The organism is Nitrospira sp. Ecomares 2.1, from assembly GCF_965152585.1.
In genome coordinates this window covers 1,479,843-1,494,042 of the sequence record NZ_OZ224219.1, presented here as the reverse complement: position 1 = coordinate 1,494,042, position 14,200 = coordinate 1,479,843, and the positions used below count along the sequence as shown (strand labels likewise).

13 protein-coding genes are annotated in these 14,200 nt (G+C 48.7%); 3 read left to right on the top strand and 10 right to left on the bottom strand.

The features are described 5' to 3' along the window. Window positions 1–241: 241 nt before the first annotated feature. The 4 genes from ACWHYD_RS06500 to ettA form a co-directional block, all read right to left on the bottom strand. On the bottom strand, window positions 242–586 hold the full coding sequence (locus ACWHYD_RS06500) for a hypothetical protein (protein WP_447965102.1): 345 nt from the start codon (window positions 584–586) through the stop codon (window positions 242–244). 86 nt (window positions 587–672) lie between these two features. Further along, window positions 673–1,125: a hypothetical protein gene (locus ACWHYD_RS06495; RefSeq protein ID WP_447965101.1), complete on the bottom strand. Its 453-nt coding sequence runs from the start codon at window positions 1,123–1,125 to the stop codon at window positions 673–675. Then, the gene (locus ACWHYD_RS06490) at window positions 1,125–1,370 is read right to left on the bottom strand and encodes a hypothetical protein (RefSeq protein ID WP_447965100.1); all 246 of its coding nucleotides are present in this window, start codon (window positions 1,368–1,370) and stop codon (window positions 1,125–1,127) included. The genes ACWHYD_RS06495 and ACWHYD_RS06490 overlap by 1 nt, the downstream gene beginning before the upstream one ends. A 31-nt stretch (window positions 1,371–1,401) precedes the next feature. Continuing rightward, window positions 1,402–3,087: an energy-dependent translational throttle protein EttA gene (gene ettA / locus ACWHYD_RS06485; RefSeq protein ID WP_447965099.1), complete on the bottom strand. Its 1,686-nt coding sequence runs from the start codon at window positions 3,085–3,087 to the stop codon at window positions 1,402–1,404. Window positions 3,088–3,300: 213 nt separating this feature from the next. Between ettA and ACWHYD_RS06480 the strand changes: the two genes are divergently transcribed. Beyond that, window positions 3,301–3,969 carry an NUDIX hydrolase gene (locus ACWHYD_RS06480; protein WP_447965098.1) on the top strand — a complete coding sequence of 223 codons (669 nt, stop codon included), beginning with the start codon at window positions 3,301–3,303 and terminating at the stop codon, window positions 3,967–3,969. Between the two features lie 158 nt (window positions 3,970–4,127). Here ACWHYD_RS06480 and ACWHYD_RS06475 read toward each other — a convergent pair whose 3' ends face one another. Next, window positions 4,128–4,631 (bottom strand): methylated-DNA--[protein]-cysteine S-methyltransferase, encoded by a 504-nt coding sequence (locus ACWHYD_RS06475; RefSeq protein ID WP_447965097.1) that lies wholly within the window; start codon window positions 4,629–4,631, stop codon window positions 4,128–4,130. 108 nt (window positions 4,632–4,739) lie between these two features. On the opposite strand from ACWHYD_RS06475, the gene ACWHYD_RS06470 reads away from it, so the two are divergent. After that, a complete protein-coding gene (locus ACWHYD_RS06470) occupies window positions 4,740–5,207 on the top strand; it encodes a helix-turn-helix domain-containing protein (protein ID WP_447965096.1) in 468 nt (155 codons plus the stop codon). Window positions 5,208–5,298: 91 nt separating this feature from the next. Here the strand turns inward: ACWHYD_RS06470 and ACWHYD_RS06465 are convergent, their stop codons facing one another. The 4 genes from ACWHYD_RS06465 to ACWHYD_RS06450 form a co-directional block, all read right to left on the bottom strand. Beyond that, on the bottom strand, window positions 5,299–5,667 hold the full coding sequence (locus ACWHYD_RS06465; protein ID WP_447965095.1) for a hypothetical protein: 369 nt from the start codon (window positions 5,665–5,667) through the stop codon (window positions 5,299–5,301). Window positions 5,668–5,973: 306 nt separating this feature from the next. After that, the gene (locus ACWHYD_RS06460) at window positions 5,974–7,245 is read right to left on the bottom strand and encodes a hypothetical protein (RefSeq protein ID WP_447965094.1); all 1,272 of its coding nucleotides are present in this window, start codon (window positions 7,243–7,245) and stop codon (window positions 5,974–5,976) included. A gap of 288 nt (window positions 7,246–7,533) precedes the next feature. Next, a complete protein-coding gene (locus ACWHYD_RS06455; RefSeq protein WP_447965093.1) occupies window positions 7,534–10,095 on the bottom strand; it encodes a BREX system ATP-binding domain-containing protein in 2,562 nt (853 codons plus the stop codon). A 114-nt stretch (window positions 10,096–10,209) separates the two neighbouring features. Continuing rightward, window positions 10,210–10,950 carry a hypothetical protein gene (locus ACWHYD_RS06450; protein ID WP_447965092.1) on the bottom strand — a complete coding sequence of 247 codons (741 nt, stop codon included), beginning with the start codon at window positions 10,948–10,950 and terminating at the stop codon, window positions 10,210–10,212. Window positions 10,951–11,737: 787 nt separating this feature from the next. On the opposite strand from ACWHYD_RS06450, the gene ACWHYD_RS06445 reads away from it, so the two are divergent. After that, the gene (locus ACWHYD_RS06445; protein ID WP_447965091.1) at window positions 11,738–12,364 is read left to right on the top strand and encodes a pseudouridine synthase; all 627 of its coding nucleotides are present in this window, start codon (window positions 11,738–11,740) and stop codon (window positions 12,362–12,364) included. A gap of 19 nt (window positions 12,365–12,383) precedes the next feature. Here the strand turns inward: ACWHYD_RS06445 and ACWHYD_RS06440 are convergent, their stop codons facing one another. After that, on the bottom strand, window positions 12,384–14,072 hold the full coding sequence (locus ACWHYD_RS06440) for a glutamine--tRNA ligase/YqeY domain fusion protein (protein ID WP_447965090.1): 1,689 nt from the start codon (window positions 14,070–14,072) through the stop codon (window positions 12,384–12,386). Window positions 14,073–14,200: the final 128 nt, after the last annotated feature.

Genomic DNA, 14,200 nt, shown 5'->3' with positions numbered 1-14,200 from the left:
CTGTGTAATGATTCGGTCTACGGTCAGAATGGCAATCGTCCTGAGACGATACAAAGCCAGAAGGAAATAGGTCCTCGGAATTGAGCGCGAGGGGGGAGGGCACGGACAGATATGTTGAATATCCCTAATACGGAATTGTTTCCGTTCGGTCCTTCTCAGAACGCTCCTCATTGGAAAACAGCTGTGAGGCAACCAACAAGAAGTTGATAAGGGACGGGAACAAATTCTAGAAAAAGATCAGTCAGGATTGATGGGTTTCAAATAGGGCCACATTCAACGCATAGTTGCAATGACAGGACCCACATCTGAATTCTACGGCAGACTGTTCGATATGAACCAAGCTGACCCTGACCTCTTTGGGATGGCTCTGAACACATTCTTGAAGCCGAAGTAGTTCATGGCTACCAATTCCGGTAGTCTCTTCTGAGGATACCGGCGCTTCGGGAAGGGTCAAACGATGGCGCATCTGACAATTCGTACAAAGCACCCCGACAATTTGCGGGGGAGAAACAAGTTTAACATTCAGGCACAGCGGGTGTACGGAGAAACATTGTTGAAGAAAAGCTCCGCTTTTATGCACGCTCATACGATTAGTCCCATCAATTCTCTGGTAAAAAGAATGACCTCACTTCTTGAGGATTTTTTACTCACTTACTATATATAGGACCAAACTTACCCGGAAAGACCACTTTGAAATGGATCGGGAGGTTGGGGAATTGGACAGACATCCCGCTCCCAATGACGCAGGATCCCCTCTTTATCAAAGGTCAAAATATACATAAAACAAAACACCTTTTCACGTGGGCCGCCTTGAGCCCCACCCATCAGGCTTCCAGCCTGCTTGCCTAAGGCCTTTACTCCAGACGGATCCAATTCACTTTCAGACATGGCAAATCTGTAGGTCCAAGTGGTCTTGTCTGAAAGCAATGGATCTTTGACCATATGAGGCTTCCCCAATTTCGCTTGGATATCCGACTGCGTTAACTCTCCCACGCCATCGTCGAAATAGCTATCGCGCCAGTGAGAACAGGCAACGAGTCCAAGGCAGAGCATGAGGACCAGACCTGGAATAAATAGGTTCACATCAAAACGATGAGGCGACATGCCCCCTGATGATTCAGCCATCACCCCTTGCCCTGTGAACCTGCAAAACAAGCCTTCACTAAAGCGAACACTTGGGCGACTAAGCCTGCCGCAATCATCCCTAAGGCGGTCGGAAGCATGGGAGAGCCAGGATGTTCTAATCCCTGAATACCCAACATAAACCCTACCGCGACACACAGAATCCCTATAACTCTGGCAATCATGATGGAACCAGATTTCCCGCTCGATCCTGCAACGGGAGGAGACTTCTCTGAGGAAGATGGCATATGGACAGGTTCTTTTGACATCCTCAAACCATCAGGATTTGGTCAGTTTTCTGTATCTGATTTGATGGGGACGTTCAGCAGCCTTCCCCAGTCGCTTCTTGCGATTAGCCTCATATTCACTGTAATTGCCTTCATACCAACTCACCTGGCTGTTCCCTTCAAAGGCTAAAATATGGGTGGCCACACGATCTAGAAACCATCGGTCATGACTGCTGATCACCGCACACCCCCCGAAATGATTCAAGCCCTCCTCTAAAGCCCGCAGAGTATTGACATCCAGATCGTTCGTCGGCTCATCCAGTAATAACAAGTTCGCACCCTCCTTCAGGGTGCGGGCTAAATGAACCCGGTTGCGTTCTCCACCGGATAAATCCTTAACCATTTTTTGTTGATCAGAACCGGAAAAATTAAACCGTGACACATAGCCACGCGAATTCACTTCCATTTTCCCTAATGCGACGGTTTCTTTTCCATCCGAAATACATTCCCAGACATTCAGATTGCCATCAATCTCGCGATTCTGGTCGACATAGCCCAAGGTAACCGTTTCACCCAAAATCAGATCGCCCGTATCCGGTTTAACCATCCCGGCAATGATTTTAAACAGAGTGGACTTTCCCGCCCCATTCGGCCCAATCACACCAACGATACCGCCTTTGGGCAAAGAAAATGAGAGCCCATCAAATAGCAGACAATCCCCATAGCTCTTTGAGAGATTGGAGGCTTCCACCACGACATCACCAAGGCGTGGGCCGGAAGGGATATAAATCTCCAAATCATCAGTTTGTTGGCTCTGCTCTTCACTCACCAATTGTTCATACTTCGTCACACGGGCCTTCCCCTTAGCCTGACGACCCTTGGGAGACATGCGAATCCATTCAAGTTCCCGCTCCAGAGTTTTCTGTCGTTTCGACTCCGACTTTTCTTCCTGGGCCAGTCTGGCCTGTTTCTGCTCTAACCATGAAGAATAGTTGCCCTGGAACGGAATACCTTGCCCACGGTCCAACTCGAGAATCCAACCAGCCACATTATCTAAAAAATACCGGTCATGGGTCACCGCAATCACCGTGCCCTTATATTCCTGAAGATGCTGCTCCAACCACCCCACTGTCTCCGCATCTAAATGATTGGTGGGCTCGTCAAGCAGCAAGATATCGGGTTCTTGGATCAGTAATCGACACAAAGCCACCCTCCGACGTTCGCCGCCGGACAAGAGGTCAACTTTAGTATCCGGTGGTGGACAGCGGAGAGCATCCATGGCGATCTCCAATTGATGCTCCAATTCCCACCCATTGACTGCCTCGATTTGCTCTTGCAGTCTCCCCTGCCGCTCAAGTAACTTTTCCATCTCCTCAGGACTCACATCTCCCGAAAAAGCTTGACTGATCTCTTCGTAATCCCGGAGCAGCTTGGCAACCTCGGCCCGCCCTTCCTCAACGACTTCCTTCACCGTTTTTCCAGGCTCCAAATACGGCTCCTGCTCGAAAAGGCCTATGGAATAGCCCTTCGAGAAGGTAATGTTCCCGATATAATTAGTATCCAAGCCGGCAATAATTCTGAGGAGCGTACTTTTTCCCGAACCATTCAATCCCAACACTCCGATTTTGGCCCCGTAAAAAAATGAGAGGTAGATATCTTTCAAGACCTGTTTCTTCGGAGGATGAATGCGTCCCACACCCACCAATGAAAAAATAATTTGCCGATCATTCGTACTCATGCCATTCGCTCCAATCAGTTCTCACGCGATCCAAAATTTGTCAGGGTTGCAAGAAGACACATGCAGAGGCCAACCTTACCAAAGGAATACGAGGATTCACAATCCAGGCTGGTAAATGAGCCCCTTCCCTTCAAAACGTAACTGGGATATGCTCCCCATAAAAGAAAGGGTTCATCCTTAAAATACGACATTGAATTACAGGCGAGACAGAGTATGATAAAGAAAGACCTACACAACCAGGTCTTTCAGATCGTGAAACACGCTCAAGTATCTCGCTCAACGACCTGTTCATCTAAATTTCGATCTACCACCTTGCCCAACAACATCAAATACTGTGCTCAATGCGGATCCGTCGTTGAAGAAAAAATTCCTTCAGGCGAAACCCTTCTCAGAGCCGTCTGTCCATCCTGCCATATCATCCACTATGAAAACCCCAAAATCGTGGCGGGCAGTATTCCTGAATGGGAAGATAAAATTCTTTTATGCCGGCGGGCCATTGAGCCACGATTAGGGCTCTGGACTTTTCCGGCTGGATTTATGGAATTAGGTGAGAGCACCGAAGAGGCGGCAGCCCGGGAAACCCTGGAGGAAGCGCATGCGGAAATCACCATTCATAGCTTATTGGGTATTTTTAGCCTTCCACATGTTTCTCAGGTCTACGTGGTCTACCGGGCACATCTACAAAATCTGAACTTTAAACCCGGCCCGGAAAGCCTGGATGTCCAACTGGTCACCTTGGCCGACATCCCCTGGGAGCATCTGGCCTTTCCTGTCATCCATGAATCGTTAACTCGATACGTCAAGGATATCCAAACAGCTACTGCGCAAACCCATTCCGCCGTCGTCCCCACCAAAAAGCCTCCGTCATTTTATTCTTCCTAACCGTCGACCGGCAGTGAAGTGGTTCAGTCAAGATAAATGGTTAAAAAAAAGGTTCATAGGAATAATTGTGGACAATAAAATGGGACAAAGGATTAGTTTACGGTTGAAGCTACTATTCCAGATGTGAGGTAAGGGGACTGGCGAAAATGACAAGCGTTTTAATGCCTCAACTGTTCTAATGCCAGAAGTGCAGTTTTTATGGGTAACCCGCCGCCGTAGCCCACCAGCTTCCCACTAGATCCGATCACCCGGTGGCATGGCACGATAATAGAGACAGGGTTTTGGCCATTGGCAGCCCCCACGGCTCGCGAAGCTTTCGGGCTGCCCACCTGCCTGGCAATTTCACCATACGAAACCGTGCGACCATAAGGAATGCCTTGGAGAGCTTTCCACACATGCCGTTGGAAGCAGGTGCCTTGAAGGTTCAATGCAATCTGAAACTGTGTCCGGGAACCGTCAAAGTATTCCTTCAGTTGTTCCAATGCGGCATGAAATGGCTCACGCGATTTTGTCCAGGCCGGCTGAATGTCGAGGGGGTGGGCTCCATCTTGAAACTGCAGGGCATGCAACCCATCTGGGCTTCCCACCAATAGAAGCCGGCCAACCGGACTTGGACTAATCCAGTAGGATACCTCTAACTCCTTGGATGACTTTTGAGTCATTGGTGGCTTCCTCATAGTGATTTTCACGATTGTAGAAAGTGAAGCACGTTCGGGTTTGGTAAAAATTGAGGATGGACAGGCTAATCAATATTTTCCTATGATCGAATCATGTCCATTCATCAACATTTGGGGCAGTGGTGTCAAACAAGAGGACTCTCTCTGGCCGACCTTAGCCAACAAACGGGAGTGCCACTCACGACCTTACAGGATTTCCAAAATGGAAACTGGGACCCACCGTTATCCATTATGACCTTGATTGCCCAATCGTTGAATGTGCCTGATGCCTGGCTCCATCATGATCCCCAGACCCTTCTGCGATTATGGAATGACCCGGACGAGGATAATCCTGAACTTCCGAACCTGTCTTCTCCCGATCCCCTGTTTCAACGACTGATCCAGACAAGCCGTGACCACCAGGACCTCTTCGTCCTACTCACCAGCCTGCTTCACCACGGTGATCCTAAATTAATCCGCGCGGCTCAGGTCAATCTTCAAAGTCTCTTCAAACAGATACGCCCCACCACTGTCCCATGGGGGTCGCGACCTCCAGGACATTTCGAACCTCCCAATGATTAACCACCCAACCTCATCTTACTCAATGATTGAGTTGAGCCAAAGGGAGAATTGACTGTTATGAAAATGGAGCAGAAACAGGAGAAGTACCGACTTAATATACCAAAGCCCTTTTCACGGTTTGGAGAAGCTCATCTACAGTAAAGGGTTTTTGCAAGGTACAGATCGGCTGGAATTGTTGATGAGGGCCCTTCATCGTTCCGCCCGGTGTGGGAATATTTCCCGTCAAAGTAATCATCGGAATACTTGGAGAGGGTCCGGAACCAAGCCCTGTGGGTTCGTCTTCCCTCTCTTCCATGGCCACCACATCCATAATAATCAGGGACGCTTGAAAATTTACATGATTTTGAAGACCTTCCTGACAGGTTCCTGCAGCCATAACTGTATACCCGGCTGATTCCAAAGAAAGAGAAAGGGACTCTCTCACGTGAATATCATCATCAATCACCAAAATTCTATTCATTGAGTTAACCATAAGTTATTCACAAATAAAATGAAAAAAACCGTTACCATAGAACAAAACGCAACTTTCTCCTCCGGTAAACGAGCAATTTACGTTCCTTCTCAATTTAAATGGCCTAATGTAATTATTCACTCATAAAAACAAATGCTTACGAATTAAACTCGGAAATATTTTCGTTTGCAATATGAAGGTCTAAACATTCAATATGCAGGGATTAGCATTCAATGATCCCCTTCCACTCCCTAATGAACCTTGGAATAACCTGACGGGACCTAGAACAAACTGAGACACCCCCACGGTAATTCTTTAAGTATTTGATGAGCGGTCCTTAAATCGTCGACTGTTCCTCCATAACCACCATAGCTGAAATCCAAAGCCGGTAAGCATCGCGGCCAATCCCACATATAAGCCGGTTATTTTCCCATAAAGAACTCCGACCAGTAAGAAGATGGAACTTCCAGTCAGATACAAACAGACAGCTTGAGTAATGGTGGAAGTGGCCCCACGATGAACGAACTGACCTTGAAAAAAACTTTCCCATGGACTCAAAGCAGGGAAAATCACCATAAGCCAGAGCGCTGTCGAGGCCAACATGGTCAGCTCAGGAGTCAGAGCCGCGCCCCATTCAAACCAGAGGGTAGAGAGTGGAGTCGCGGCAATCACGAAAAGCATTCCGCTCGTACACATTGAAATCATTGCCACAAATCTCTTCAAAGGAACCAGAAAGTGTGGCCGGTCACACAGGGCAACAACCACTTCCTGCATCGCCAATCCTCCACCCCGAAACACAAATGAGAGCCCTCCCAATACCGGCCATACAGCCAAGGACTCTATTGCGTTCGGCATCCGACTGATGGCCGCACTGACAATCGGTAAGTTCCCAAGGGAAATCAGTGGAGTAAAGGCGAGAGGCCAATAAAACACGCTCAATTGTTTCAACGTGAGAGGCGAAGAATGCGCCGGGCTCGCCTTAAGATTTCGGAGGATTGGACGCACAAAAATAAGAATAAAGCCGGCCTCGACCATCGCCCCGGAGGACATCGCGACAGTTGCCACGACAATTCCGGGAAAACTGGATACGGCTAATCCTCCAAGAAGAACAGCACTACTCACAATTAATCGGACCAACGTTCCCAGACCAATCAAGCGGGTCTGGCCTGCGCGAATGACCACTCCTTGTAAAAACCTTCTCACCGCAATGGAGAGCGTCCAAGGCGTCATGCACTGGAGACCCATTCTGGCCGGTTCCACAATAACCTCGGGAACTCCCAACACGTCTTGTACAATGATCCCATACACGGGGGTAAAGGCCACCACAACATGAATGACTGTCAGAATACTTCCCAAGCCCACAATGAAATTGCGAATAAGCCGGTAGGCTAACCAATCCTTACATAATGCGGTTGACGCAACCAGAATCATAATGACGGGTGCTTCGATCATGAGGGAGAGAGGAAAAACCACTCCACCATAAGCCGCTAAATGGATCTCCGGATCAACAAGGCGTGAAACCGTGGCCGTCACCAGTGGAAACTCGAGGCCCATGAGCATCCAACTCGTGGCCAAGGGCCACCACATGCGGAAAATCGTGTGGTACGGAGAAGAAGGTGTGAGGAGACCCGGCGAGTTAGCAGCCACGAAACGACGCGTGTTTCAACATAACCATGTTTGCAGAGAGTCTGGCATGGGCAGGAAAGCTGAGAGAAAACGAAATGCGAATCCGATCATACACAACTACATATAGCTCATTGCCTGGGAAAGTACAGCAGGAGGTCATTCACGAAAGGGAGCGACCCTTTCGTGAAGATTCTACACTATCATGAAAGCGAGGAGTTCCGCCAAAAGGCCGGAACCTTACAATGGAGACTATGGAAGGTTAGGAGAAGAATCAGGCACACCTCGAATCCCATGGGAAACGAATTCCTGTTCTTCAGGCGATTCCCCTGTGACCGACTCGGGATCCGAAGCAAAGCGGCCCGCATGGCTTTCCTCCTGGACATCCTCTTCCTGGGGATTTACTTGGTCAACACAAGAGGGTTTCCATGTCGAGGCTTCAATTTCACATTCTTCCCCCGGATAGAAACGAAGGGAGTCCCAATGCGTCACCCAACTCTTCACGTATTTCCGCATACTGGTTCCTGGGACTATTTGGGCCGGATCATTCGCCGCATTTTCCCACATATGCCACCCATGCCCTTTCAGATGAAGCGATCGAATCGTCTGATAGGCTTCTTGAATGATGTCGTTCGGTGGCTGTCCGAGGGGAATACGTTGCGACTCCAATAAGCCCATGCCTTTCTCTGCCTTGTCGGCTAATATACGCTCGTCCTCTGTATTCTTGGCTCGAAGTTTCTCCAAGAGTTTAATCTTGTCACCTTTTTTCTCTAAGACCTCTTCTCGAAAGTCATTGGTTAATGCCAGCACGGTACCCAATCCCGGCAGAGTAAGACCGCCATCCAAATTCATGAGGCGTGCCACTTCAGCATAGGATTTCGCCCGCTGATTCACCGAATATCGGCCGATCAACTCGGCTTCATCGACCAGCAAAATCCACCCGGCATACCCCGCAGCTTGCATCAGACGAGCCGCAAACTGAAAACGCTGAAGCGCCAACTCTGCAGCCGATATCTTGCCAAACGCATATCGCTCTCCAAATCCGGCCTCTTGCAGGTACTTTTTTAAATCGCCTACCCCGATGGGGTCTCCCGTCCAAAATCGGGTCATTCGGTGACCCAACTCCATATCGGAACTCAATCGTTCATACAGCATCAACGTCGCCGCAAACCTCGAATCAATCTGACTCTCCGGATTATTCACCCACGTGACAAGCTCCTTATAGCGGGGTGCCCAGACATCACATTGACCCGCGATTTCCGAAAACACTTCCCCTCGCTTATCAGGGATCACGGCAGCCTCGATCGCGGAGTAATACAGACGGACAGGGTGATACAGAGGCGTTTCCTTACTGATCACAATCCTGCTGCAGATGAAATTGGCATCCAACGCCAGGTTTTGGAGATACTCCAGAATATGCGACTTCCCACTGCCAAACTCACCCTCGATCACCATGCCACGAGGGCACGGACCCGTCGTAATATTTTGCTGTGTAGCTTCTAATAACCGCCGAAAACGTCCCTCCACCTCAGGCTGAAGACATCCGAGCGTCGTCACCACATGCCGGTTCGGAACCCCAGCCCGCAGACCTTCAATGACACGACGGGCTTCTCCATCAGGTGCCATTCTCCTTGGCATCCCGGTGGAAGAACCGGTCTCTCCTTCAGACACCGACTCATGGTCATCTTGAATCCGAACCAGCGACGACAATGGATTCTGGCGGTGTTTCGGACGAACGTCATCCCACACTCGCAGCTTCAACGCCTCGTACCGATCCACGCCCCGGCGGGCATCGGTCAAAAAATCTTGTGGAGCCAGGATCACCATCAGCAAGCCTTCCATCTCATCAGCCGAATCAATAAATTGACGAAGCAATTCATATAAATCCATGGTGGCTGAAGGAGAAAAGGACAGAGAGCCATCAGTCGGCAACGCATCCTTTTTAATAAAATACCGGGAGATATCGAGTGAGAGAAGGAGGCCTCCCTGTCCCGTTAATCGAAGCCAGCGGGTTAAAGAAGACAGCATGTGCCGTGCATTATGACGCGAGACTTTTTGATAGATGAGAGCCTTTTTGACTCCAGTCACAAGCCGAAGGTCTCCACACAGCCACTCTTTCACGGCTGTGGCCAAGACACGATCCGAATCGCCCGCATCTAACTGAGCCATGCACAACCGAATCATCGCCATGCGAAATTCACGGCACAGGCCTGAATCGCCTTCAATTGCTTTCTCCATCCATGTTTGAATGTCCCGGCGGAGCATCGGCTCCTTCCGTTCATTCACCATTGCAACCTGCCGCAACGAAAATTCTTGCCGGTCCGAAGGAATTTGATGCCCATGCTCTTCGAGCAACCGTTGGAGAAACCTATAGGCAAGTTCATCCCAATCTATTTGTTTGGCAATTTTTTGAAACAGTCGCTCGACCATGTGGGCTTTTGTGAATCGCGCGTCGACTCTTGCCAACACATATCCTTCACGTTTGGCGAGTCCCTCCAATTCCTGTTGGCAGGTTCTCAAGACGTCTTCACCCGGGAACACGGCAAATTTGACCGCCCCTCCCCCCTCACGGACGAAACTCCCAAGATATTCATGGTGAAGGATGCCCAGCCATTCGCGGAGATCCAGATTAAATCGTGGACCCTCCTCGGGGTGAATGTTTTTCTTTGGCGATGGCTTCGAATCTGACTGATGTTGTTGCACACATTCAGACTCGTCCTGACGTATGTCATTGAGCAAAGAGGGGGAGGAAGGCAGCTCCTTTTCTGTTCTCACGGACTGTAAACGATTCAAGGCCTCAATTAATTTGCTCATTGTACGGTTCCTTCCCCCATGAACATTCTGAAAATTTCAGATTTCACCACTCCACACCTTATTCCATGACCATCCTTGACCATACTTTGACAGGTTCCACTAAACAAAAATCCCTTACACAGGAAAATGCACACTGATTTGACAGGCACGTTTAAACAATTGATTGGCTCGTGCTTCGCATATTTCATCATCGTGAAGATTGAATAAGGTTTGTCCGATTTCATGAAACGGCACACCCAGATCCACCGCATCCAACACACGTAGATACATTGGCCATTCATCACGACATTTTCGCCGTTCGAGACTTCGACCCACTTGATGTTTTTGCCATTCCATAAGATCTGCCTTAACTTTTTCAATTTGACCCGATAAGGGCTTTTTCAGATCAAACACGGCCGCCATTCGCCATTCCGACAAACACAAGGTGACCTCTTCACCTCCCCCCAGCCAATCCGGTCCCTGTCCGAAATAGATCCGACCGTAATTCGAATCAAAGGACAACATCCAGGGTTTCGCAATGGAGGGATTGGGAAGCCCACTGAGATGGTATTTTTCTAATGAATTCGGCATTCGAGCTTTAAATGCCGGATGATCCGGCGAAAAAACTTTTTTGCGATACCGGGTGGGATACTGAGGATCTTTGGCACAGGACAGATCAAAATCATATGTTTGTAGGTAATGTTGTTCCCAATCCTTCCGGTAATCTGAACGCCGACGGAGAAACTCCCACCGCCAAAATGTATCGTTTAAACTCTGAGCGCAGGGATAGGTCTCCTCAATCTTCCAGTTGGGAACGGGGACTGACACTCGGGGATGCCCGTGTATTTCCTTGGGCGGTCGTTTACTGCTAGACATCTTGCAGGACCTCCTGTTCGGGAATATTCAATGGTAGAATGCCGGATCTTAGGTACTTTCGTGCCGGGAGAAGACAGCCAAAGACCGTCAGTCCCGGCTCACGTGACATTCCAGCGACCACCCTCAAACCCGCAGGCACTCAGGTATACTGATAACCCGGTTTAAAAAAGGATTTTGTCGATTCTCAAACTACGGCACGAATAAAAGAGGCAGGTGTCGGGAGACGAACTGAGGGATTTTCATTCATGATGAGGAGAACAGGTTTTGCGCCTTGACCAAGAGACCCCATGGACCCATCCAAACCAGGAGAGCACCGTCACGAAACAAGCTAAAGCAACCATGGCCAAGACAAAACAAATTTTCCCTAACATGTCGAAGACCCCCAGGATAGCGGTTCTTCATGCCTGCCAATACTCTCTGTATCGGCAGAGTTTTTACAGGTCTTTACTAGATACCAAAAAAAACATACCTTTCTTTAATGAAAATAACTCCAAAAATTCTACAAAACAATGGGCAAGACTTTCCATTCCTTAATTTTCATCTATTTTTCCTGTAAAACACCAAAATCCAGAATACGTTTATAAAAAATGGATCACAGGCAATTGGTACATTCCTCATCAATTCAGACGGGATCGGATCAGAAAACCAAAAACGATTGATGAAAATATTTTTGTTAAAAATCAATATATTAGAACAAAAATAGGCAGAACATGTGAGCTCCCTAGTACAAGAACTATCAAAGATCTCGAATTACTTCTTAGCTGTCGATTCCAACAAAAAACCAACCATGTCTGACTTTGAGAGGTCGATCACAGAAGCACAGCCTCCTCGTCCGGCACGGACCACCGTCATCCTTTTCCATAAGCCCAAAGGGTATCTGGTCACTCGAAAGGATGAGAGGGAGAGAAAAACGGTCTATCATGTCCTACCGCCTTTCCTATTGCAGGAAGGATGGGTACCCATCGGCCGACTGGACAAAGACTCCCGTGGCCTCCTGCTCTTCACCCAAAATGGAACAATGGTTGACCGCCTCACTGAGCCAGGCGGATGCGAAAAAACTTATGCGATTGAGATCAGGGGAAGAATTTCAGACAATGACCTATCCCGGGTGTTACAGGGAGTTTCCACTTCCATCGGACCATTAAAAGTACACAGGATTACAAAAAAAAGAGAAGTCGGACCCAAAACACAACTAGAGGTCGTCTTACGGGAAGGGAAAAACCGTCATCTCCGTCGAATCTTTCATGCCCTAAAGGATCCAAAATTTCATACGCCGCTCAAAGTTCTCGACCTCAAACGAATACAAATCGGCCCATTGACTTTGGATATCCCGGTAGGGGCATGGAGATTTTCAACACCGGACGAGGAGACTCAATTGCTGGCTATGTTTAAAATCCCCATACATACGGGTTGAATTCCTGCTCAAGAAGCTTTCATTTCTTATCAATTTTCGCCCAGGTATCTCGAAGAGGCACCGTCCGGTTGAACACTAACCGTTCCTGAGTAGAGTCCGGATCCAGGCAAAAATATCCCTGCCGCTCAAACTGAAACCGACTCCCTGATGGCGCTCCTCTGAGACCGGATTCGACCCGGCAATTAGACAGTACCGTCAAGGAATGTGGATTGAGCAACCGGTGAAGGTCCTGAGGCTCACCACCTGAACCGGGATTTGTGTGAGTCAGCAAGGCCTCATACAGTCGCGCTTCGGCAGGAAGGGCATGCTGAGCTGAAACCCAGTGGAGAGTCCCTTTTACCTTTCGACTTGATTGATTTCCTCCACTTTTCGTCTCAGGATCGAAAGTACATCGTAGAGCCGTGACTTCCCCTGTTTCTGGATCTTTCTCAACACCGACACAGCGAATAATATACGCATAACGAAGGCGTACTTCCTGCCCTGGAGATAAGCGAAAAAACTTTGGAGGCGGATTTTCACGGAAATCGTCCTGTTCAATATACAGTTCACGAGAAAAAGCTATTTCCCGTTTGCCTTGGGTGGGATCCTCAGGATTATTGACGGCCTCTAAAGCCTCAACCTTCCCAACCGGATAATTTTCAATTATGACTTTCAGTGGATGCAAGACCGCCATCACCCGTGGCGCCGACCGATTTAAATCTTCCCGAATGGCATGCTCCAACAAAGCCATTTCAATCACACTGTCACGTTTCGCCACCCCCACACGCTCACAAAAATTTCGAATCGCCTCAGGGGTGTAGCCCCGACGCCGAAGCCCTTTCAAGGTGGGCAACCTGGGATCCCCCCACCCGTCCACATGCTTCTCCTCAACCAACTGGTGAAGCTTGCGCTTACTCATCACGGTATGCCCGAGGTTCAAACGGGCGAATTCAATTTGCTGGGGATAGCACGAGACTTCACATGCCCGGAGCAACCAATCATATAAGGGTCGGTGATCCTCAAACTCCAGGGTACATAACGAATGAGTTATGCCCTCCAAGGAATCGGAAAGCGGATGCGCAAAATCATAGGTGGGATAGATGCACCAGTCATCACCTGTCCGAAAGTGCGTGGCATGTCGGATACGATACAAGGCAGGATCACGCAGATTAATATTTGGAGAGGTCATATCAATTTTGGCCCGCAACACATACACCCCATCCCCAAATTCTCCGGCCCGCATCCGAGTAAATAAGGCCAAATTTTCTTCAATGGTGCGGTTCCGGTGTGGGCTATCCTTCCCCGGTTCCGTCAGAGTCCCGCGATAAACCCGGATCTCTTCGGCCGTTAAACTATCAACATAGGCGTGGCCGGTTTGAATCAGTCGCACCGCAAATTGATAGAGCTGCTCAAAATAGTCTGAGGCAAAAAAGAGGCGATCGCCCCAATCAAAGCCTAACCACCGGACATCTTCCTGAATTGAGGAGACATATTCCATGTTCTCTTTGGTCGGATTCGTATCATCGAAACGAAGATTACACAGACCACCGAATTCCTGGGCAATGCCAAAATTCAGGCAAATCGATTTCGCATGGCCAATATGCAAATGTCCATTGGGCTCGGGGGGAAAACGGGTATGCACTTGGTGGGGAATAGCCTGGCGTTCCAGATCTGAAGAAACCTTTGCTCTGATAAAGTCGATGGAAGAATGTTGGTCAAGTGACGACATAATTACAAGCTTTCCGAAAAATTAATGCCAGAATTTCAAAGTAATCGCATCTACAGGAACAAAACCCGGTTTCTTTGGTTTCCATCAATCAGCACATAGAAACTCGTGAAAGGATGATCCAGGCCTCT